This window comes from Rhizobium sp. O111 (assembly GCF_055616315.1).
This window is the reverse complement of sequence record NZ_JBSHXL010000002.1, coordinates 1,075,042-1,097,537: the sequence shown is the minus strand read 5'-3', so window position 1 is coordinate 1,097,537 and position 22,496 is coordinate 1,075,042. Positions and strand designations below refer to the sequence as shown.

Sequence of the window (22,496 nt, the reverse complement as noted above, 5' to 3'; positions counted from 1 at the left end):
GCCGGCGCCCTCAACAGCTAGTCGGTTTCCCGCGATATTTCGAAGAGCCTGCGGATCCGCGTCGCCAAGGTGTCCGGATGTGTTCCATGAGAGAGCGCATTCGCATTGGCCCGAAGGTCCAGATCCTCCATACGTCGCGATAGCAATGTTCCGAGTTCTTCGACCAACGCGGGCCGGTCGCGCATCACTGCGGCGAGATCATCCTTGGCGACTTCGTAGATCACGACAAAAGTGAGCGCTCTGGTGTCCCCGACTTCGGCCGAGTCAACCAAGACACCTCGTTCACCGAATAGGTCGCCCGGCGAGAGGCGAGCCAACTCGACAGAGCTTCCGCCGTCGGACCGTTCGACCGCCGCCACACCCGTCCGCATGATCATGAGCGATGACAACTTGCTACCCTGGGCGGCGATAACCGTATTGCGCTGGTAAGTTCGGCGGGTCATCGCGGAGGCCAGCGCGTCCTTTTCGTCGTCCGTCAATGTTGCAAAGAGTGGAATCGACTCCAGCAGACGCCACGGTGTGCCGGGATGCTTTGCCGTTTGGGTGTCCTGCCCTGCTTCTGAATATAGAGCCGCGGCTTCGCGTGGTCCTGCCAGCCTAAGCCCCGTGGCCTTGGCGTGACGATAGACTAGGTCGTAGATTTCGCTCTTGGCAGCGCCGACCGACGCAAACCCAGAGACCCGGAACGTCAGTTCAATCTCAACGGCCTGGCTGTCTATCGCGACGACAAGCGCGGACGGTGGGGGCGTCTTGATGATAGAAACGCTACTTAGGAGAACGGTTCGCATCGTCTCGACAATGGCGGCCGGAGTGCGTGTAGGAAGGACGCGCACCGTAATGGAGGCTCCGTGCGTTTCATGCGGACGGGTCAGATTTACGATCCTCGCTTTGGCCAGTGTGCTGTTCGGCAAGACGACTAGATCATCGGTACCATTCACCAGATGCGTCGAGCGCCAGTTGGTTTCCACCACACGCCCCTGAAAGCCTCCCTCCAGAACGATCCAGTCGCCGACTGCATACGGGCGGCCTAAATTTAGGGCTACGCCTGAGAACACGTCGTTCAAGGTGCTCTGTAGGGCCAAACCCAGTACGATCGCGAATGCGCCCGAGGTAGCGATCAATGTGCCGATGGGCAAACTGAACACATTTGCTATGAGGGCCAGACCAGCCCCCAGATAGACCACGCCTACTAGGAGGTCCTGAGCAAGGCGTCCTTCGCGAGGATTGTTCTCGAAGATAAGAAACAGGCGAACAGCGCTGACAAGAACCACGGCCACCCCCATCCACCATACGGACTTGAGAAACCCGGTTGTGATTTTTCGCGAGAGTATCTCTTCGCCGGCATCAGGAACATATGGCGTGATGTGATGGCTCAAAAGCGAAGCTGTCAACAATGCAAGGAAGCTGATGCTGACCACGAACCTGATCGTTGGGTTTCGGCCGAGAAGCACGCGTACCGCCACGGTCGCCGTCATCAGCACCGCGAACTGAAGTATAGGATTCCAAAGCAAAGATGCGATCATGGCTGTCTTCATCGGATGAGTTGAGTCATCGAGATGAAGTGCATGAAACGACGAGTTCAGGATTGTCTCATCTCGCCCCCAACACCGGCCGCATTAGCGCAATGTTAGGCTGTAAATTGCTTGAAACTTCGGAACAGATTTTTGCAATTGCTTCGAGATCGATCTCCGTGGCGGAGAACCTCGTAGTTTCAGTTCCGGAGAGCGCCTCGCCAATGAAACGGATCGTGCCTGGAAGTGCCTGGTCCAAATAATCAGTCGCATGCCCGGCACCCTCCATGAGGTCTACCGCGCAAGGGATCCCTTGTCCTTTCAGGGCTTTCTCCATCAACGCAACGCCAGCCGCCGGAACTACCTCGCGTGTCGAACCCATCAGCAACATTGGACCTGCTGACGAAACAACACGCCTCACGGGATTCATCGCCGTCAAAAGGCTCAGGTTGTTGGATATTATAGCTAAAATGACGCTCCGCAGAAACGGTACCTGTTCGCCTGAATCCTTAATCTGTCCCCAATCGACGCCGTGATAGTCGCGAGTGTGGTCGCTATCACCAAGACTCGCCGTGCTGTCCATGAACGCCCTGAAGTCAATCACGGCTGACCACGCGACCACCGGAATGCTTTCTCGCAAGCCAACCTCAATCGCGACTGTTCCCGCGATTCCGCAGCCCATGACCACCATTTCCCGGCGCTCGAACCGCATCTCGGAAGTTGCGATCCAGCTCAACGCGGCGCACGCGTCACTGAGGGCGACGCCGCTCGGGCCGCTTGGGTCCAGTCGAAAGCTAGTGGCGAACACGGTGAAGCCCGCATTGCAGAGAAGCTCTGCCAGACCGGAGGCCTCGCCTTCGTCTCCTTCGAGCCAACAGGACGTCAGAAGGAGCACGGCGCCACGTGGCGAAAGCGACATATATGCGTCTAAGTCGCAGCCTGGAGCGTACTCCAATCCTCTGATGATCCTCATCAGCTTCACGCCGCTGCGGAAACGATAACGGGAACGCTCTTGTAGGAGGGAGTTCCTGATAGTCGGTCATAGTGCTCGAGCGTAATGACGACGTTCAGTTCTGGATAGTATCCGGCGACCGATCCGCGTGGAATATTGTATTCGACCACAGTGAATTTGCTCGCTCTTCGAGGTTCTCTCGATAGTGTTGCTGTGAGATCGATCAGATCGCCATCTTTCAGGCCGCGATCGGCGAGGTCGGCCTCATTCATGAAGATCACGTCACGCCTGCCAAATACGCCCCGATATCTGTCGTCGAGACCATAGACAGTCGTATTGTACTGATCGTGGCTGCGAATGGTCGTCAACATCAGCGCGTCTCGGTTCTGAACGAGACGGTCCCCGTCCAGACTGGGCGGAACGAGAAAATTTGCTTTCCCGCTTGCTGTCTTCCAGACACGATAGGCTGCCGGGATGTCGAGACGAAAGCCTCCTTTGACGCGCACCCGCTTGTTGAAGTCGGAGAAGTCGGGGAAGACAATCTCGATCTTCTCGCGAATTCGATCGTAGTCGCTTATCAACGCATCCCAGTCGATCCCGTAGCGCCTGCCCAAGACTGCCTTGGCAATCCCCGCGATTATCGCGGGCTCAGAACGGAGCAGCTCACCAGGCGGATTGAGGAACCCACGAGAAGCATGAACCATCGACATCGAATCTTCGACGGTGACGGATTGCGGCCCGGACGCCTGCGTATCGAGGTCGGTTCTACCAAGACATGGTAGAATGATCGAGGTCTTCGCCAGAAGTAGGTGGGAACGGTTCAGCTTGGTCGCAATATGGACCGCGAGATCGAGTTTCCGCATGGCCGAGAAAGTGGCGTCGGGATCCGCCATCGCAACGGCAAAGTTACCGCCGAGGCACAATAACGCCCGAGAGCGACCATCGGCAATTGCTTCTACTGTCTCAATGGCATTGTGACCCTTCTGTCCGGATGGTCTAAATCCAAAAGCCTTCTCCATGCCATCGAGAAGCGAGTCGCTGGGGATCTCCGTTATGCCGACGGTACGGTCACCCTGCACGTTAGAATGGCCGCGGACCGGGCAAATCCCAGCGCCTGGTCGACCAATATTACCCCGCAGCATTAGAAGGTTTGCAAGTTGCTGAACGTTCGCCGTGCCATTTTCATGCTGAGTTAATCCCATTCCATAGCAAATGATGACGTTCTTCGCGCGGATGTAGACATCGGCGGCGCTCGCGAACTCGTCCAATGACAGTCCGGAGACATCCAAAATGCTCTCCCAGGAGGTCGCTTCGATGTCCCGTGTCAAATCGTCGAGACCGAGCGTGTGCTCGGCAATGAAATGCCGATCCAAGACCCCCGGACCGCCGCCGTCAATGTCCGCGGCGTCACGCTCGAGGATCATCTTCATCAGGCCCTTTAAGGTCGCTATGTCGCCGCCTATGCGGAGTTGATGGTAGGCTGACGCTATTGATGTCGATGACATCGTCAGCATCTCGACTGGGTTCTGGGGTGCGGCAAACCGCTCTAGTGCGCGCTCCTTGAGAGGGTTGAAGACAACGATTGCTACGCCCCGACGAGAAGCCTCATGCAGGGTAGTCATCATTCTTGGGTGGTTTGTCCCCGGATTGTGCCCGAATGAGAAGATCGCGTCGCAATGATCGAAATCTTCGAGGGTGACGGTTCCTTTGCCAACGCCAATAGAAATCGGCAGCCCGACACTCGTTGCTTCGTGGCACATATTTGAGCAGTCGGGAAAATTGTTGGTACCAAACGCCCGAACGAATGTTTGATACAGGAAGGCTGCCTCGTTCGAGGCCCGCCCAGAGGTATAGAACTCTGCCATGTTCGGATCGGGAAGCTTGTTCAGCTCTTCGCCGATAAGCTTGAACGCATCGCTCCAATCCACGGCTTCGTAGCGATCGCGGCTGGCGTTGTAGACCAAGGGGCTCGTAAGTCGCCCGGCGTCTTCCAGTTTGTGGTCAGTCCACTCCCAAAGTTCTTCGACGGTGTGATCCTCGAAGAAATCAGGGCCGACACGGCGAGCCGTAGATTCCCACGTAACTGCCTTCGCTCCATTTTCACAAAATTCAAAAGATGAAGTATGCTTGGGGTCCGGCCACGCGCAACCAGGACAGTCAAAACCGTCCGGCTGGTTCGCCTTGAGAAGGGTGGCGGTGCCCTGAGCGACGACCTGTTGATGTGCGAGGGTCTTGGCAACCGCCTTTAGCGCACCCCAACCTCCAGCCGGTTCATCGTAGGCCTTGATGCCATCGGGACGCTGATCCTTCATGTCTGATCCTTCCTGTCTCAGTCTTTGTCTCGATGCGCACTCGATTGCTTGCGCCTGCGCGAATCCTGCATTGTTTCAGGGGTAGCTCAGACACAGAGAGGAAACGGCCTTCGAGTCTATGAATCGGTTTGTGCCTGAGACCCTGGCAGCGTTCTCTGTCCACGTCAGCATATGCTCCCGTGGTGGAGCCACCATCACACCTAAGCCGCAGCCGGTGTTCCTTGAAACACGGAGATGTTGTCCTTCAACCAAGATGCCACGGATCGAGGGGCGTGTCCGGCTAACTCGGAGACGGTGCTAGTCGTTTCTGCCTGCACTGATTGCTTGAAGAGTTGATCAAGCCCGAGGGAGATGTCTGCTGCCATCTCGCTGTAACCCATGCGGATGAGAACTTCCCGCTGTTCGGCGGGCGTACGTAGCTGGTACTTCACCTCCCGTCCGAGCTGCTCTGAAAGTTCCGTGGCGACCTCAGGCATGCTCACCGACGCAGGCCCTGTTAGGTGATAGGCGCGCTGTACGCCTTCGAACCTGTCGTCCAGCAGCGCCATTCGCGCGACATCTGCGATGTCACGTGTGTCGATGAAATTCACCCGTCCGTCTCCGGCGGCGCCTCCCCAGAAGCCACCAGCCACTGGTGACGCTGCCCGTGCCAGGATATCAACGAACGCGGAAGGCCTGAGTAGTGTGTATCCGATATCGCATTCGGCGAGGTGCGCTTCGATCTTCGCGTGCCAGTCAAAAGGGTGTAGGCGCACGGGAGGGCCCATCACCGAAACTTTGACGATGTGTGAGACACCCGCTCGGACCGCAGCGTCAATCAGAGCAATTTCATTCTCAACCTGACGTGCGTACGTGCCGTGTGCGAGGAAAAGCTTTTCAACTCCTTCCAAGGCGCTGAGCAACGTCGAAGGCGTCTCAAAATCGATGACGGTAGGGCTCAATCCAGGGGGCAACCGATCCGAAGAAGCGTCGCGTGAGAGTGGAACGAGATCAAGGTTGTCATTGACAAGCCTGGAAAGCAACGCGGAGCCGATCCTACCTGTCGCGCCAAGGACAGCGATACGGCCGCCTTTATCCACTGCAGCATTAGACATTACGATAACCTCTTGAATTGAAGAATGGACGGGCCCGCTGTAGGAGCCTTCGCAGCCTGGTTACGATGCCCCCGGCATGACGTCGTCTCCCACACCGGTGAGGGGTATCGAGTCAGAAACCTCTGTGATTGTACGATCCTGCATCCGCGCAACTCGCGAGGTCTTTGAGATCATTCGGACCTTGGCGTGAAAACAGAACATCCTCACCGAATGGTCATCGATGCCTGCAGACCACTGCGATCCATGCTGATTGCTTTAGGCGGAGGGCTCTAAGGTCTGGTCGACTGGCAAAGGAAGGTCGAAGCTAAAGCATGCTCCGCCCTCGACTTGATTTGCGACGGTCAACTGACCACCCATTGCTGCCACAGCAGCGCGGCAGATCTCCAGCCCCATGCCAATTCCAGTAGACTTGGTCGTGAAGAATGGCTCGAACAACTTTTGGATATACTCCTCGGGAATGCCGGGTCCCGTGTCGGCAACCCGCACCCCTACAGATGTTTCCTTGGCAATCAATTCGATTGTGATACGACGGGTACTTGCTTCGCCACGCATCGCGTCGATCGCGTTGCTGACGAGGTTTACGAAGACCTGTTGCAGTTCGATCGGGTCGGCCTTGATCTTGGGCAGAGGCGTATCGCTAATTACCTCAAGCTCGACCGCCGACCGCTTGAGATCATGTTGGATGAGTTCGCGTGTTTCGACCGCGAGACTATAGAGATCGACCCATCCGAGCTCCCTTCTTTTTCCGACAAGGTTCTCACGGGTCCGCTGCACAATGCCCGCCACGCGCTGCGCATTCTTTTCCATCCGCTGCAGAATCCGATCGATGCCTTCCATGTCGGGCATTTCGCGGGCCATCATACGGATTCCAGTTCTGGCATCGAAGACCATCGACGTGATGGGCTGATTGAGTTCATGCGCGATCGAAGCAGAAAAGGCGCCGACCGTCGCGATCCGGTTCGCGCGGGCCATCTCCGCCTGGGCCGCCTGCCGCATTTCCTCGATCCGGGCGCGCTCGGAGAGGTCGACATGGCTCGATAGATGCATGCCGTCCGCGAGGCGTGTCACGGTGAAGTAGACCGGAATGCGTCTCCCTCCCTTTCCGACCAGCACGGTATGTCCATCAATATGGTTGATGCCGTAGAAGTGCATTTCAAGTTGGCGCAGAAGAACCTCAGGCCCGTCTTCAGCGTTCTGTGCGGGGGGATTAGATACGAGATCGGCAACGCTATCGTATCCCATGAGACGCGCCAGCGCTTCATTGACCCTAGTCGTTTGGATGGCGCCAAGCGTGCGCACCAGTTCGTCCGGGCGGGCTGCCATGTAGGCACGCAGATCCGTGACCCCGGTCGCCTTGATCGCGTCTAGTATCTCCTCTGCGCCGCTAAAGTCCATTTCTGCAAAGGTCATGTTGCTCACGTCGAACAAGCCCGCGTATCGCTGCTCGGTACGCATGAGCTCGGAAGTCCGCTCGGCGACCCGATGCTCGAGGGTCTCGTTCAGCTCCTTCACCTTCTGATGAGACGTTACCTCGTCATGAATGTCGGAGATGCCCCCGTAATATCTCACTTCATCAGGACCGTCTCCGAACTGAACCGGCCGGCCAACTAGCGACATCCATCGATAATCGCCATTCACATGATGCAGCCGGAAGGTGGCACGGATTTCGGCCCGGTTTGAGACTGCATTCTTGGCGAGGAGTTCGAAATGCTCCCGATCGTCGGGGTGGATGTCGTCGGCATGGTTCTGTTGCGCTAGTGTCGCCAGAACATTCCTACCAGTGATCTCGGTATAGCGGCGATTGAAGAAATCGATGTCGCCATTTGAATTGGCTCGCCACAGAATTTGAGGAACAGAATCCGTGAAGTTTACAAGCTCAGCCCTGCTGATTTCCAGTTCGTCCCGAACCTGCTGTAGTTCTTGCTTCGCAACGACCTCGTCATGGACGTCCGAAAGTCCGCCGAAGCGTTCCACTTGGTCGGTTAGGGGAGAGTAGGCGGGGTTGTCGTAAATTTGCATCCACCGGTATGAACCGTCCGCCTGTCGGATCCTTACCTTGAGATTGGTAATAGTCCTGTTTGCGACTGCGGCGGAGACCGTCTCATTAAGGATCGGGATGTCGTCTGGATGAACGACGTCGTTGTAGCGTTGACCCTCCAAGACCGTCCATCTATCCAAACCCGTGACGGCAGTCCAACTCTCGTTCAAATATTCGATTTCGCCCTGCGGATTTGACCGCCAAAGGACGTACGGCACCGAATTTGCGAACAGATCGACTTCTGCTCGGCTTCGCTCCAGATCCTGTTGAGTCGCCTCAAGCCGTTTTCTGCTGATGAGCAAAGCTGCCGTCACACCGATGGCGACACATGCGAACAGACAACGAAGAATGCTTGATACGGTGGGTCCATCCACGTGGACGATGACCCATGCTAGGACGGTCAGGCCTACGCATCCCTGAGCCGCGCGTGCAACCTCTTTCGCATTGCCTGCCGCTGATACGAGTACAAGCGCCGCCAGATAGAGGATTGCTACGGAGGACTCGTATTCAGCTATGCTATCAATCCAGAAAACAACGGCCGACAAGGCAATGGCCAGGCCCATAAACAGGGGTCTTCGCAGCCGATCAGTCATACACCCATGCCCCCGTCCATTCTGCCCCCAAGCGGCCGGCCTCTGCGGTCTCGGACACCCACTTATCCATTCTTTGTCTCACATCATCAAGATATCCGAAGAACAGCTCTAGCAAGATCTTCGGCGCGACCGTTTCTGTGCGGTTCAGCTTGGAAAACGCCGAAGCGACCGCACGATCGTGCAATAAACTGGGCTTTCTCACCTGCAAACTTGCCCCTTCCTGATCAGTTCGCGCCACCGCGCGCCTTATCAAGCAGCATCCAATGGAGAAGACTATGAACCAAGCGCTTCACAAAGCTTCCTTGAAGACCCCGACCGATCTCGGTGAGAACGCACGAGCAGACATCGCCGGAGCGCTCACAGCCTTGTTGGCAGATGTGCTCGCGCTCTACCTCAAGACGAAAAACTTCCACTGGCACCTCTCCGGTCCGCATTTCCGTGACTACCATCTGATGCTCGATGAGCAAGCCGGACAGTTGATGGCTATGACGGACGCGATCGCCGAGCGCGCGAGGAAAATCGGCGGCACAACGCTGCGTTCCCTTGGTCATGCCGCACGCCTTCAAAGGCTCCTCGACAACGATGCCGACTTTGTCGCCGCCGATGACATGCTCGCGGAACTTAAAGGCGACAACGAGCAACTCATCGCTATTATGAGGGGCGTCCACGATCTGACCTCGGAGCACAGGGATGTGGCGACGACGAGCCTGCTCGAAGGCTGGGTAGACGAGGCCGAGGGCCGCGTATGGTTCCTCTTTGAAACGAGCCGGAAGGGATGACGGTTTAGAAGCGTGATCAGAGGGCGGCTCGTGCGTATGCGACGTCGGCGACGTCCTCGCGATATTCCACAGCCTCGAGACTCTCGAGGAGTTGGCTCCGTGATAAGCTCATCCGATCGGCGGGCGAGTGTATATAAATGCTGGTCGCGCATTTCAACGCGAACGTTCCTGCAGCCTGTCGCTGCGCCATTTCGAAGGCCTGCTGCAGGAGCGCTCGCCCTCCAGCCGGCGAGAGGGGCATGGCTAGTTCTCCTCTGAGCCGCAACACTTCCGCCCCACACCAGTTTCCCTCCGGGGTTATCCGTTCGAGGAGTTCTGCCTTTGCCAGGTGGCAGCCCATCACGAGCGAGTTCTCGAATGACGTCCCCTTCAAAGCAGACACGGTCTGATGAAAGGCGAGTGCATCGTGCTTCTGTCTCGCAGCTACGACGGCTTCGTACGCTTCACCCCAAATTTTCCACCTCATGAGTGAGTTCTTGGTGGACACCTGGCGCAACATTCCCAGCAGTGCGGCGCCGGTTTCGTTATCTCCTATTCCGAAGGCCGTTGGGCTGGCGGATGCGGCGAGAAAGAGACATGTCGAGATCGCGTGGTCCGTTTGGATCACCTCTTCGAGAGCTTCATCAAGGGCTGATCTCGCTGCTGAGTAACGGCCTTGTATCCAATGCGTTTTCACGATGGTGCAGAGAGCACTGATCCGAAGATCGAAGTTGCTCCCATAGTTTGGTGGCGATCTCGTCGTATCGCGGGACGGGATCAGCGCCAGGCTGGCATGGTGCATGGCTCTGTTGAAGTCGCCCACGTAGTGGTAGTTGTGATTGAGGAGATGGCTGCGTGCCTGCGGGGGGAAAAGGTCAAATTCGTTCTCGAACCGATGCACGAGATCGATTGCCATCTGATAGTGACCATTCGACGTGTGAATTGCCGCTATTCCTATGATCGCACGCATCAACATCGTGTTGTCGCCGGCGCCAACTGCGAGGTCGAGTACCCTCTGATATTGCTCGATTACCTCGGCATTTCTCTCGAATGTCTTCGAATGGTACAGAGCGAGCCCGTATGACATACGCAAACTCATCTCGAGACCTACATCAACTACATGCCGGCCCTCGAAGACACCTAGTGCCCGCTCCGAAACGGTAAGCTGCTCGGCGATTAGGCCGAATGGCACCCACAACGTATCACATGCCTTCGAGATAGCGAGGCCAAGCTCCTCGTCCCCATTGTCGAAGAGCGTCCAGTGGATGGCTGCACGCACGTCGTGGACAAGCTCGCCATAACGGGCATGCCAAATAGTTTGACCTATTTCCCGCCATTCTTCGGTGGCTGCGCGCAGTCCATTGAGGCAATATCCTGCATGCGCTTGCCGGCAGGATACTGAAAACGTTGCGTCGTTAAGTTTTTCGCGCGCGTAGTCTCGAGTTGTCAACAGTAACCGGAAGCCGCCGCCCCTCTGTGTTGCCACGAGGAATGATTTGAGGAACAGTCCATCGAAAGCCTCGTGGAATGCATCCACCCGGTCGGTGCGCTCACAGACTGAGAGGGCTGCATCGGTCGTGAAGGTCCCCGCGAAGACGGATAGCCTCAAAAGCAATTCCTTTTCGTCATCCGACAGTGTGGAATAGCTCCAGTCCAAGGTGGCCCGCATAGTTTGCTGACGTGGCGGCGCCGTTCGTCTTCCGCGTCTCAAGAAGGCTATGGGGTCGGCGACCGAACGATGAAGTGTTGGGAGGTCCATATCGAACAGACGGGCCGCGGCCAGTTCTATCGCCAAGGGTATCCCGTCGAGGCTGCGAACTATATCGCCAACGATTTGGAGGTCCTGCTGTCGCGAGATGTCCAAGCCATCACCTGCCAAGGCCGCCAATCCGAGGAAAAGTTCAACGGCGGGGTAAGCCTGAATATCAAAGGATTCGTCTGTGTGGGAAGGGAATTCCAACGGTGGAATTTGCCTCACCTTTTCCATCGCGGTCCTCAGCGGTTCGCGGGTGGTCGTCACGATCTGGGTCGTCGTCGACGCTTTCAAGATCGTCTCGGCCACGTTCGCGGCGGCGTCCACTACCCGTTCGCACCCGTCAAGGATTAGCACTGTTTCCATTCGCGAGAGCTCGGCAAGAATTCCGGGGAGGACATCATCGCCGAAGGTGTTAAGGCCAAGGTGGGTTGCAAGCGAGGAAAGGAGAACTTCTCCATCGGCGAGCGTTGCCAAGTCCAAGAAAACGACGCGCTTCTTTTCGGCGAGCGTGTTAGCGCACATCACCGCCACGGCGGTCTTGCCGATGCCTCCGGGTCCCGCCAGCGTCAGGAGGCGGGTACTTTCCAACAGTTCAAGATTGGATTGGATGCTTTCTTCTCTACCGACCAGCTTTTTTGGCATTCTCGGTAGATTGCCTACAAGGGCAGGAGAGGCGGGTTGCGGCTTTGCAACGACGTCATACGCTCTTGATATCGGCCGGACATCCCCAGCGAACAAATAGCCGCGGCCTGGGATAGTTTCTACATAATGTCGGGCACGGTCCCCTAACGTTTTCCTGAGAGCGACGAGGTGGACGCGCAGAGAGCCTTCGTCAACGAGGGTTGTCGGCCAGACGAGACTGATCAGCTCCTCTTTCGTCACGACTTCCCCAGCTCTCGAAACAAGCGTCGACAAAATGTCGAAGGCCCGCCCGCCAAGGCGCAAGGGTTGTCCGTGCTCGGTCAGTCGCCGTTGCTCGATATCAATTTCGTAGTCGTCGAACTGCAGGAGCGACATGGCGAATACCTTTCGGATTAGTCGCAAGAGTCCAATGGTGCGGGAAATGAGAGAAGCGCTTTGACTGCATTGATTATCGCAGTCGGATCCGCGCGTTCCGACGGCAACTCCAACGAAGTCCATTTAATGACGCCGCGGCTGTCCATGAGATAGGACGTCGCCGGAAAATCCGGCGAAACGCGCGAGCTGTTTAGACCATACAGGCGTGAGACGAGGCCGATAGGCTCCCAGTCGGACAGGATCGGAAAAACGGTTTGAGCCTCATTGCAGTGATAGGCGGCAATCTCCCGACAAGCGCAAACTATGCCGACCAGCCTCACGCCCAGCATTTCAAGCGTCAGCGCGAGCGCGTTCAGGCAGGCACTTTGTCGTGACCACGAAGCCACCGCACTCGGATAGAAGTGCAGGATCGAGGGTCTACCGATCAGCTCGGCGAACCCGAAGTAGCCATCGTCGCAACGTGGCAGAACGAACGCCGGTGCGTATTCGCCGACTTTCGCCGCGGCTGATTGGCCGGTGTACTCCGGATTTTGAGTCCGTGTGCCCCCGTGCCGAGGCAGGAAGAGCGGATTCGAATTCATCATTGCCTCGTTTCGTGTCGCAACGCGATAGCTTCCGGAGATCCAAGACCGCCATCGCAAGGCTTCGGTTCGCCGAAAATTAGCGCACCCGTGTCCGCCAGCTCTCAATCTTTTGGCTCGCCAGCCAAGTTCGAGCAACTCGCGCGAAGCCCTTTGCCACCTTCACCGAAAACGTGAGTGAGAGCATGTGAAATGTTGTTAAGTTTGAGTTTTCTGGAGCAAAATCAAAGTCAGGTCGGGGTCGGTGGGGAACAATTGGACGGTGAACGACGTTCTTGCAAGCAACGTGATCCGGGAAGGCGCCGCGGGTCTGGCTTATGGCAGAGGCATGAACTTTGACGGCATTTCCAGCAATATCGGTAGTCGACGACGATCCCAGCGTCGCGGCAGCAATAGACGATCTCCTCAAGAGCAGCGGATACTCGACAGAGTGCTTCACAACGGTCGATGGCTTCCTCAGTTCTGATGCTCTTTGGAAGTGCGTTTGCATCGTCAGCGATCTTCACATGCCGGGAAGGAACGGTGTTGATCTTCTTCATGCGTTACAAAGCAAGGGCATAGAGACCCCGGTCATCATTGTCTCGGCCCAAGGAAAGGGTGCCAAAGCCGCGGAGGCTCTGAAATCTGGTGCTTTTGCCTTGATAGAGAAGCCTTTTATGCCTGAGAGATTTCTGGATCAGGTTCGATCGGCGATCTGGCGTGCACTGCCTCCGCAAACCTCCCGCAGTTTCGGCTCATAGGACGCGTATTTGCAAGCGATTCCGACCCCTTAAACCGCTTTACCGAATTGCAACGGCGAACATCTCGCGCTAAATCTTAGGCATTGGGTTCAGGTTTCAGCGAAGTTCATACAGGGCTAGGGGAACCGTCGAGGGTCTCGCAGTGCAAGAGAAGACGTCATCATCCCCGCTTATTCGTATCGTCGATGACGACAATTCGGTACGCGTATCCCTCATGGACCTATTCAGTTCGATGGATTTGAACGCGATCGCCTACGACTCGCCCAAAGCGCTGCTTGAGGCCGACAATCTTGATACGCCGGGCTGCATCGTGCTCGACGTCCGTTTCTCTGGCGCCAGTGGTCTCGATTTCCAATCCGACCTGCAGAAGGCAGGAAATAGGATGCCCATCATTGTCGTGACGGGTCACGGGGACATTCCTATGACTGTAAGGGCAATGAAAGCCGGGGCAATCGACTTCCTTACCAAACCCTTTAGAGAGCAGGATTTGATTGACGCGGTAACTGGCGCGATCAAACGCGACGAGGCGATCAGAGAGCAATCTCAGTCGAGGTCGAGTATCGAGAAGCTACGGGAGAGCCTGACTCCGAGGGAAGTCGAGGTGATGCACGCCGTCGTCAACGGTTACATGAACAAGCAAATTGCGGGTCAGCTCGGTATCAGCATGGTGACCGTGAAGCTCCATCGCTCTAATTTGATGAAGAAGATGCGAGCGCGGTCGGTTGCCGATTTGGTCAAGAAGGCGGAGCTACTGTCCAAACCGCCCGCGAATGAGATGGAAACCTAGGCTGCTTGGCAGACTACGTCGAGTGCACGACGGTCAGAACGCGGTGCGAAAGTTTCTGACTGATAGCGAGGACTATAGGGGGATACCTCATCCAAGCGCTGCATCTTCTCGGAGTGGCTGCCGACTTCACACAGCCGATGCTTTTCCGATGCGTATTCCCTGATCAGCCGCGGGAGTGAATAGCTGCCGCCCCGTTGCTGGCCGTCGATGAGTGATTTGACGACAAGACCGTCGAACGCTTCTTCGAAGTCGGACGGACCGATGTTGCATTCGTATCGTTCGCGGGCGAGTTCCTTGGTGAACTCGGCCTCGAAGATGGAAAGTAGGCCGAGGAGCGCCTGCATGTTGCTGTCGAGCAAGTCGTAGCTCCAGTCGATGCTTGCCCTGAGGGTCTGCTGACGTGGATGCGAGGTTCTGTTGCCGCGCCGAAGCGTTCTGAGAGGACGGTCAAGGGAAATAACCAGATATTCGAGGCCAAGGTCCGCGACACGGGATGCGGCGAGTTCGATAGCCAGCGGATTGCCCTCGGTCATGCGCACTACTTCCGCAGCGAGCCTGATGTTATGAGGGCCGTCTATAGAAAACTCTTCTGCGACCATGGAAACACGTTCCGCGAAGAGCTGTATACCACTGAATGCCGCTAGATCGCTGATTTCCTGCTCCGCTTCCGGAATAGCGAGGCCTGGGAGGTACAGCACGTTCTCGCCGATAATTCCAAGCGGCTCGCGGCTTGTCGCCAGAATCGCGGCGTCTGAATTTCTGTCAGCAATGGACTCGGCGATCAAAGCGACGCGATCAATCGACCAGTCGCATCCATCAAGAATGAGGAGTACGGGTTCACCGCAGAAGCTCTCGATGGCCTTGTCGAGCACATCGGCGGTCAGGGTCTCCGCCTTCAATGCCTGAACCAACGGGCATGGCGTGTCGTTTGCCCTATCGGCGACATCTACGAACCGTACGCGCTCGTACGCATTCGTGACGTAGCGCGCAATTTGGATTGCGATGGAGGTCTTCCCAATGCCGCCTTGTCCCACGATGGTCGTGATACCAGGGCCGATATTATTCGACCACCTCGCGATCAAGTCCTCTCGTCCGACAAGGCGAGCGCCCGCGTTAGGAAGCGCTTCGGTCTCATGCATCGGCGAGGTTGCGACGAAGTTTTTGTGACCATCCCGTTTCGTTACGGGTAGGGTGAAGGTGTAACCGCGGCCAGCTACATTCTCGATCATGCTGCTGGGATTACCCCTGTCTAGCACTTTCCGGAGGGAGACAATGTTGACTCGAAGAGAGCTCTCTTCGACATGAGTGTCCGGCCACGCAGCTTCCATCAGCTCGGCCTTGGAGAGGATTTGCCCATGTTTGGTGGTGAGAGCCGTCAGCATGTCGAAAGCTCGCGATCCAATGCGAACCTCTTTGTCCCGACGCTTAAGGCTTCGGCTTTGGGTATCCATTTCGAAATCGTCAAACAGCAAGATCGTCATTGTCCACCTGTGCCCACTTTTTACATCGATACGGGAGGTCTGGCCGATCGATCTTAAGGTAGAAACCTGAGGCAGCGTCTCTCTAAGCTGCCCCATGCAATCGATATACGACTGAGGGCGGGGAACAATTGTACTGTGGGTTGGCACGACCTATCCCAAGAGACAGGTCAAGCGCCTGCATGAAGGCGCTTGATATCGGTGGAGAGACTAGCGAGCTATTGAGTCCGTGACTGGATCGGCAAGTACGCGTCAGACCCCACGTGGCCGGGTTCCACAGCGTTCTTTACGGCGATGCGCTCCGCCTGTCTCCTTGCCGCGGCCTCAAGAAATTCGGCGAAGCTGCGGCTATCGATGCCGTCGGCAGCGTTGACTAGCCCGATCAAGTTGTCGGCAATGGCTTCCTGAAGCGTAAAAGTCTCGGTCATAGGCAAACTCCGGTTCGTCTGTCGGTTTCGTCCACGTCCACGGCCACGGCTGCTCGGCGATCGATCGCGTTGTTCAGTCGCGCCTCTCCCATTGACGCCCGCTCACAACCTATCGGCCGGATACTTGCAGCATCCGGCGGCAAAGCGGCGTGGCATCGCGATTTACATCGTCAGGACGATGCGGAATCTCGGCTTGCCGTGCATCATTTTGTCGTAAGCCTCGACCGCCCTCTCAAGCGGGAACTCCTCGATCATCGCGGAGATGCCGAACAGCGAACTGAAGCGCAGGGTCGTGTCCCCGGTCGCCGGGTCGCCCGTAAGGGCTCCGGTCACCGATCGCTCCTTGAAGAAGAGGTCGCCCGAAGCCAATTCGATTGGTTCGGCGGTGGCGCCGAGGACGATAGTCGTACCGCGTGGCTTCAGTCCTTTGACGGTTTCCGCGACACCCTTGCCGCCCGAGGCGGTAGCGAGAACGAGATCTGCCCCGCCCAGCGCTTGAAGGGCCACATCGACGGTTTCCACCGTACTGTCGATGTAGTGGTGAGCGCCAAGCTTTCTAGCAAGCTCGCCAACCGCGGCGCCGCGCCCGACGGCAGCCACCTCGTATCCCATGCTGCGAGCGTACTGCACGGCAAGATGGCCAAGGCCACCGATCCCTACGACCGCCACGAGATCCCCCGCCTTTGCGCCAGAATTCCTGAGCGCACTAAAGGTCGTCAGGCCAGCGCAAAGGAGTGGAGCGGCCTCTACGTCCGTCAGATCGTCGGGAATAGACATCAGACCCGAGGCTTTCGCTACCATCCACTCCGCGTAGCCCCCATCGTGGTGAACGCCTGTAAACTCTTGGTTCGCACAGTTCACCAGATGCCCGGAGCGGCATTCGGAGCAATGGCCACAACTTCCCGCGAGGAACCCGACCCCGACGCGCTGTCCAATGCTCCAGCCCTCTACACCTTCTCCAAGCAGGTCGATCTTGCCAACGACCTCGTGCCCAGGAACTCTGGGCCAGGCGATCGGGAAAAGACCTTCGACAGTCGCAGCGTCCGAGTGACAGACGCCGCATGCCTCAATCTTGATGCGGACCTGGCCGGGCAGAGGTGTCTGCATCGGTTTCCTGGCAAATTCGAGTTTGCCAGGCGAGACTGCGTGGACGGCGAGATAGGTATCGGTCGTGTCGGTCATATCGAGCTCCTGGCCTCTTGGTTTCCGCTGGTGTGCTTTTTGCAGATGAACGGAGCAGCTTCTTGTAAGATCGTGTATCGCCGGTGCCCAAGACGTTGTGAAACGGGCGCGCGGATCACCGGCGCCCGGAATCGCTTTGTTCAAGAAAGCTGAATGTCGTGGAGGTCGATCGACACCACGAGAGGCTCGGCCATTGCCTGGCCGTCAGGCTGTCTCGGAAAAATGCGGCGGTTCGTCGGGATCTTGATGCCCTGAACGTCCGTGTAGCCGCCGATATAGTGAGCCCCTGGGGTGTTGCCCGCGATCTCGACGTCGTAGTCATGGCGTCTCAGGAGGCCGTCATCACCGAAGTAGATCGTCTGGACGGTGCTGTGTGTCGCGATGTCTTCCGGGAAAGTGATCTTGAGTCTGTGCCAAGTCTCGCCCTTCTCAGACCAATCCGGCATTTCCTCGACCACAACGTCTTCGTGGGCGAGCAAAAACGGCATGTTGAGGTAGGTCCACATCGCGATACCAGCAAAGTACGCCAGCTGGAGCTCGCTCCAAGGCGTCTCCAAGGTGTCTCCCGCGAAAGACAAGCGCGGGTCGCGTAGTTCCTCGAGGACGTGGCCTTGAACGTTACTCAGAGCAACACGGCCGGGTTCAAAGCTCGATACCTTCGCCTCCGTACCGAACGGCGAATGGGACGCCCACTCCCTAAGAAGGTCGACGGTCACGCTCGTCTCGGAAAGAGTCGTCGGCTGACCCTTCAAAGTCCAAAGTGCGCCGCCCTGGACCAGGCGAGCCTTGAGGAGGGAGAACTTTTTCCATTGGGCGAGGCCACCATGGGCGTCGATTATCTTGCTTACGAGGGAGTTCATTTCATTTTCCTTTGGGTTTTCGGTGTCAAAGATCGAGGAAGGTTTTGACGTGCGCCACGAATGTTTCGGGTTGCTGGAAAAGCGCACCGTGTCCCGAATCCGGATAGAGAATTAGACCGTATGTTCGCGGGGTGAGTGTGGCCCGCCCCCGCGGTAAGCTGAATTCGGGGGTTGCTCTGGATTGGCCGGAGCCTTGCCCCATGCTTAGCGAGGGCGAACCATGAAAGAAGATAGCGTATTCTTCATTGGCCTGGATACATCCAAGTCGAAGATTTCAGTTGCGGTTGCCGATGGAGCGCGCAACGGCGAGGTGCGGTTTTTTGGCGACATCTCCTCGGAACCGGCGTCTGTGACGTCGATGGTCAACAGACTTTCAAAGCGTGGAGGGAAGCTTCACTTTTGCTACGAAGCAGGTCCGACCGGTTACGGCCTTTACCGTCAGATTATCGAACTGGGACACGACTGCGTGGTGGTGGCACCATCGCTCGTGCCCAGGCGTGCGGGCGACCGGGTGAAGACAAACCGCCGGGATGCCGTAAGCCTGGCGCGGCTGCACCGGGCGGGCGAACTGACCTCGGTCTGGGTTCCGGACGAAGGTCATGAGGCGATCCGCGACCTGGTACGAGCCCGCGAAGCTGCCAACGACGCGCTGAAACAGGCGCGTCAGCAACTTCAATCTTTCTTGTTGCGTCACGGCCGCATCTATACCGGACGCAAGCCATGGACGCGCGCCCATGTACGGTGGCTGGCGTGCCAGGGATTTGATCACCCCGCCCACCAAATCCTGTTGGCAGAATATTGCCAGGCCATCGAGGATGCCGGCGTGCGTCTGGACAGGCTAACGAAGTTGGTGGCGGAGACCGCAGCTTCCTGGTCGATGGCGCCGGTTGTGGCCGCCTATCAAGCGATGCGCGGCGTCGCGTTCATGACGGCGGTCACCTTTGTCGTCGAAATCGGCGACGTCAGGCGCTTTGATAATCCCCGTCAGTTGATGGCATATCTTGGCCTCGTGCCGTCGGAGAGCTCGACGGGCGAACGGGTCAAGCGTGGTGGGATTACCAAGGCGGGTAACACAAGGGCTCGAAGAGTTCTCATTGAAGGGGCTTGGACATATCGCTTCCCTGCACGGGTAAGCCCGACGATCCAGGCACGGCTGGAGGGACTGCCAAGGACAGTTCGCGAGATTGCCTGGAAAGGCCAAATACGGCTTTGCGCGCGCTATCGAAAACTAATCGCGGCAGGCAAGCCGAAGGTCGTCGCGGTCACCGCCATTGCGCGAGAAATGGCCGCGTTCCTGTGGGCGATTGGGCAGGAGGTCGCTCCTGCAACAAAGGTTTAAAGCGCCGACCGTCGGCGGAAAATTATCGAGAAACTCAATCATCTGTCTGATGTGCAAAGTTGGAGGCAGGGCTCCGGTGGGGAACCCTCGCGGACTCTATGTGGCGGATACATCCATGCCCGAGATTAGACAGAGGCAGCCCCAGACGAACACACGGAAATGCGGTACCCAACCCGCGTATAAGAGTATGCCAGCCGTCGTCTAAATGCCCTGTCTCCTGCTTTGTGCATCAGCTTTACGCATGACCTCCTCGTCAAAGGCGAAAGAAAAAACGCGCCTAACGAGCTTGCAAATGAACATAAGAGAGTCGCATCCGGAATGTTCTTGAACATCGCGTAGGCGTTGTCCGACGGGAACATCGTGTCGTCGCTACCATGGACAATGAGCGTCGGAGTCTTGAGGGCTTTCAGAGATTGATGGCCAGGGTTTGGTCGCGCACACCAGTCGATGATCGCCTTCGCCTGCGGGTCGCTAACCTGCTCGCCACGCGCGGGATCTCGGTCATGCGTGCGTACCAGCGCCCTCTCGATAAAAGCTTTGCCCGCAGCTTGGCTTCTATCAGACGGTGTGAAAAACAGCGGCAGGCGGACGTCGGACGCGTTTTCCGCGAAGGCTTCCGCGACGACCTTGAGTAGGTGCTCCTCACCTCCCATTGGTGCGCTGCCTGCTATCACCATCCTACGAATGGCGACGTTGCGCCGAGCCGCCATTACCTGCGCGAGGAAGCCTCCGAGGGAGAAACCTAGAAGATCAACTTCCCCTAAGCCGAGAGCCGTGATGAAACCTTCCGCATAGTCCGCCATGTCGTCAACGTTGTCAGGCGTCGTGCCGCCTGAAGCCCCGACGCCGGCATTGTCCAAGACGAACACTTCGCTGACCTCGGCGAGGGCGTTGACAACGGCTGGATCCCAGTCGTCGATAGTCCCGGTAAAATGCTGCAGAAGTACCAGTTTTCTTTCGTGCCGATGGCCGATCCGGCGGTAGGCGAGCCTTGTACCTTTGGCGTCCACGAATTCGGTTGCTGCGGTTTCGAGTGTGGCGATCATTTCAAATCCTTATCGTTTGCAGATCGGCTGCGTAGGGAGAAAAAGGTTTCCAGCAACAGGGAGCCAGCACCCGGCGGAACAAAGCGCACCGGGCAAAGATCTTGGTACAGAGTTGATGAAGTGGTTGGCGGGGGCCTGGTCTGCCGACGCTACTTTGATGCGGAGGGCTGGCCCTGCAGCCTTCCGGAGAACAGAAGGCACGCCTGCGGCTTGGGCTGATACCCGGACGTGTCGATTGCCATGATACACCTGTTGGGAGTTTGCGTGAGATGGCCACGTCGTTCCAAGCCAGCAGCTTGCACGACGCGGCTCCTTTCAGCGGACGCTTTGGTCCAGTTCCTGGAATTCGTCATCAGACAGCTGAATCCGGGCCGCCTCCACGTTCTGTTCAAGGTGAGCTACCTTCGAGGTCCCTGGGATCGGCAGCATGACCGGGCTTCGCTTGAGCATCCACGCAAGTGCGATCTGGCCCGGCGTCGCGGAATGTTGCCTCGCGAGCGTATCGAGAACGCCGCCTGGGCGAACCAGATCACCCGCCGCAAGGGGGAACCAGGGGATGAAGCCGATACCCTTGGCTTCACAATAATTGAGAACGTCCAAGCTTCCGCGGTCGACGAGATTATAGCGGTTCTGGACTGTTGCCACTTTGAAAAAGCGCGAGGCTGTGTCGATCTCGGAGACTGAAACTTCGCTCAGGCCTGCGTTTGCTATCACGCCCTCGCTAAGGAGTTGCTGGATGGCGCCGAATTGATCCTCCGTTGGGACGCGCGGATCTATACGGTGCAACTGCCACAGCCCAATCTGCTCAACCCGAAGCTTCTTTAGGCTGCTCTTTGCGCGCTCGATAAGGTATTCCGGCCGACCATGCGGCATCCACTGATCGGGGCCCGGACGTCGAAGGCCCGCTTTGGTCGCGACAAGAACATCACGACGGCCCGCCAACGCTTCGCCAATCAATTCTTCGGCGACGTCCGGACCGTATGAATCTGCCGTGTCGATGAAGTTGACGCCCAGTTCAGGCGCTCTCCGCAGGGTGGCCAATGCCTGCTGACGATCCGCCGGAGGGCCCCAGACCCCACGGCCCGTGAGGCGCATGGAACCAAACCCTAGCCTGTTTACAACAAACTCGCCGATTTTGAAGCTTCCGGACAAGCTCCCGACCGTGTTGACGTCATTCATTTCCACACTCCATTTCCAGCGCCTTCTGGCTCGATGAAAGCAGACTACGACGCAGAAACTGGTCGTTATTGTATCATCGCGCACATGAGACCTTCCTCGCTCGCCTATCCCTAGAGCTAGGTGGACTCGGTTTTCCGTTCTGATAGTGTCGCGCGTACGTTCGTGTCACATGAACGAAACCCGTAAGGGTTGAGTTTGAGCTATCGTCGTCGTACGTCTACTTATAAGGCCGTAGCATCGTGTTTCAGTTTAGACTGCCGTCGTCGTATGTGGTTTTGGTTGAGCGACTGCCCTCGGACTGCGCTACGCTATAACAATGCCGGAAAGCCGTTGCGGCTTTCTCAGAAAGGCCATCGGAGCCAAATGATTTGCTGACGATCGCCATAGTTGAGGACGACGACGGAATACGGCTCGCATATGCGGACTTGATGTCTTCTTATGGCTACGAAGTCAGGGCGTTCGCGTCCGCCGAAGAATTCATCACCTCGAGCTGCCAGAGCGAAGTCGAGTGTCTTATTCTTGATCAGCGGCTTCCGGGATTGAGCGGCCTGGAGCTTCAGGCTCAGCTCAAACGAGAGAAGTGTACTCTTCCTATTATTTTCGTGACCTCGCACGACGACGAGGTCACGAGGGCGAGAGCTCTTGAGAATGGCGCAGTCCATTTCCTCAACAAGCCGATCGACGCCGACGAACTCGTGCGGTGTGTGGCAGAGATCCCTGGTCGCGACCAGGGATAAGCTAGATCGAGCGCCGAGATACCCAGTCCTTTCCATATACTGGCAAGCGTTCGCGATCGGCGGCGGTCGCGCCGTCGCCGGCGGTGTACGGGGATTCGTCGATACCCC

General features: G+C 57.3%; 18 protein-coding genes and 1 pseudogene. 5 read left to right on the top strand and 14 right to left on the bottom strand.

What is annotated here, in order from left to right:
* Window positions 1-17: 17 nt before the first annotated feature.
* From ACVTFQ_RS24620 to ACVTFQ_RS24600, 5 genes are all read right to left on the bottom strand, one after another.
* Window positions 18-1,523, bottom strand: coding sequence for a mechanosensitive ion channel domain-containing protein (locus ACVTFQ_RS24620; protein WP_470424077.1), 1,506 nt, complete (start codon window positions 1,521-1,523; stop codon window positions 18-20).
* 67 nt (window positions 1,524-1,590) lie between these two features.
* Window positions 1,591-2,430: an alpha/beta hydrolase gene (locus ACVTFQ_RS24615; protein ID WP_470424076.1), complete on the bottom strand. Its 840-nt coding sequence runs from the start codon at window positions 2,428-2,430 to the stop codon at window positions 1,591-1,593.
* Between the two features lie 59 nt (window positions 2,431-2,489).
* On the bottom strand, window positions 2,490-4,775 hold the full coding sequence (locus ACVTFQ_RS24610) for an FdhF/YdeP family oxidoreductase (protein WP_470424075.1): 2,286 nt from the start codon (window positions 4,773-4,775) through the stop codon (window positions 2,490-2,492).
* A gap of 200 nt (window positions 4,776-4,975) precedes the next feature.
* Window positions 4,976-5,869, bottom strand: a complete 894-nt coding sequence (locus tag ACVTFQ_RS24605; RefSeq protein WP_470424074.1) for an NAD(P)H-binding protein — start codon at window positions 5,867-5,869, stop codon at window positions 4,976-4,978.
* A 255-nt stretch (window positions 5,870-6,124) separates the two neighbouring features.
* On the bottom strand, window positions 6,125-8,500 hold the full coding sequence (locus tag ACVTFQ_RS24600) for a PAS domain-containing sensor histidine kinase (protein WP_470424073.1): 2,376 nt from the start codon (window positions 8,498-8,500) through the stop codon (window positions 6,125-6,127).
* A gap of 275 nt (window positions 8,501-8,775) precedes the next feature.
* On the opposite strand from ACVTFQ_RS24600, the gene ACVTFQ_RS24595 reads away from it, so the two are divergent.
* Entirely contained in the window at window positions 8,776-9,279 is a 504-nt protein-coding gene (locus tag ACVTFQ_RS24595) for a Dps family protein (protein WP_470424072.1), read from the top strand.
* A gap of 16 nt (window positions 9,280-9,295) precedes the next feature.
* On the opposite strand, the gene ACVTFQ_RS24590 is transcribed toward ACVTFQ_RS24595, so the two are convergent.
* Window positions 9,296-12,031: an ATP-binding protein gene (locus ACVTFQ_RS24590; protein ID WP_470424071.1), complete on the bottom strand. Its 2,736-nt coding sequence runs from the start codon at window positions 12,029-12,031 to the stop codon at window positions 9,296-9,298.
* A gap of 17 nt (window positions 12,032-12,048) precedes the next feature.
* Window positions 12,049-12,615: a redoxin domain-containing protein gene (locus ACVTFQ_RS24585; protein WP_470424070.1), complete on the bottom strand. Its 567-nt coding sequence runs from the start codon at window positions 12,613-12,615 to the stop codon at window positions 12,049-12,051.
* 332 nt (window positions 12,616-12,947) lie between these two features.
* Here ACVTFQ_RS24585 and ACVTFQ_RS24580 point away from each other — a divergent pair, with 332 nt between their 5' ends.
* Window positions 12,948-13,352 carry a response regulator transcription factor gene (locus ACVTFQ_RS24580; protein ID WP_470424069.1) on the top strand — a complete coding sequence of 135 codons (405 nt, stop codon included), beginning with the start codon at window positions 12,948-12,950 and terminating at the stop codon, window positions 13,350-13,352.
* A gap of 142 nt (window positions 13,353-13,494) precedes the next feature.
* Complete coding sequence (locus tag ACVTFQ_RS24575) at window positions 13,495-14,139, top strand: response regulator transcription factor (RefSeq protein WP_470424068.1); 645 nt, start codon at window positions 13,495-13,497, stop codon at window positions 14,137-14,139.
* On the opposite strand, the gene ACVTFQ_RS24570 is transcribed toward ACVTFQ_RS24575, so the two are convergent.
* From ACVTFQ_RS24570 to ACVTFQ_RS24550, 5 genes and pseudogenes are all read right to left on the bottom strand, one after another.
* On the bottom strand, window positions 14,136-15,620 hold the full coding sequence (locus ACVTFQ_RS24570) for an ATP-binding protein (RefSeq protein ID WP_470424067.1): 1,485 nt from the start codon (window positions 15,618-15,620) through the stop codon (window positions 14,136-14,138). The genes ACVTFQ_RS24575 and ACVTFQ_RS24570 overlap by 4 nt on opposite strands.
* Before the next feature lie 215 nt (window positions 15,621-15,835).
* Window positions 15,836-16,045 (bottom strand): hypothetical protein, encoded by a 210-nt coding sequence (locus tag ACVTFQ_RS24565; protein ID WP_470424066.1) that lies wholly within the window; start codon window positions 16,043-16,045, stop codon window positions 15,836-15,838.
* Between the two features lie 162 nt (window positions 16,046-16,207).
* Window positions 16,208-17,227 carry an alcohol dehydrogenase catalytic domain-containing protein gene (locus ACVTFQ_RS24560; protein ID WP_470424065.1) on the bottom strand — a complete coding sequence of 340 codons (1,020 nt, stop codon included), beginning with the start codon at window positions 17,225-17,227 and terminating at the stop codon, window positions 16,208-16,210.
* Window positions 17,228-17,367: 140 nt separating this feature from the next.
* Window positions 17,368-18,087 carry a hypothetical protein gene (locus ACVTFQ_RS24555; RefSeq protein ID WP_470424064.1) on the bottom strand — a complete coding sequence of 240 codons (720 nt, stop codon included), beginning with the start codon at window positions 18,085-18,087 and terminating at the stop codon, window positions 17,368-17,370.
* 25 nt (window positions 18,088-18,112) lie between these two features.
* A pseudogene (locus tag ACVTFQ_RS24550) lies at window positions 18,113-18,202 on the bottom strand (alpha/beta fold hydrolase); the annotation flags it as partial.
* A 105-nt stretch (window positions 18,203-18,307) separates the two neighbouring features.
* On the opposite strand from ACVTFQ_RS24550, the gene ACVTFQ_RS24545 reads away from it, so the two are divergent.
* Complete coding sequence (locus ACVTFQ_RS24545; protein WP_112989820.1) at window positions 18,308-19,426, top strand: IS110 family RNA-guided transposase; 1,119 nt, start codon at window positions 18,308-18,310, stop codon at window positions 19,424-19,426.
* Window positions 19,427-19,551: 125 nt separating this feature from the next.
* Here ACVTFQ_RS24545 and ACVTFQ_RS24540 read toward each other — a convergent pair whose 3' ends face one another.
* On the bottom strand, window positions 19,552-20,472 hold the full coding sequence (locus ACVTFQ_RS24540; RefSeq protein ID WP_470424063.1) for an alpha/beta fold hydrolase: 921 nt from the start codon (window positions 20,470-20,472) through the stop codon (window positions 19,552-19,554).
* A 315-nt stretch (window positions 20,473-20,787) separates the two neighbouring features.
* A complete protein-coding gene (locus tag ACVTFQ_RS24535; protein ID WP_470424062.1) occupies window positions 20,788-21,651 on the bottom strand; it encodes an aldo/keto reductase in 864 nt (287 codons plus the stop codon).
* Between the two features lie 368 nt (window positions 21,652-22,019).
* Between ACVTFQ_RS24535 and ACVTFQ_RS24530 the strand changes: the two genes are divergently transcribed.
* A complete protein-coding gene (locus ACVTFQ_RS24530; protein WP_470424061.1) occupies window positions 22,020-22,388 on the top strand; it encodes a response regulator transcription factor in 369 nt (122 codons plus the stop codon).
* Window positions 22,389-22,496: the final 108 nt, after the last annotated feature.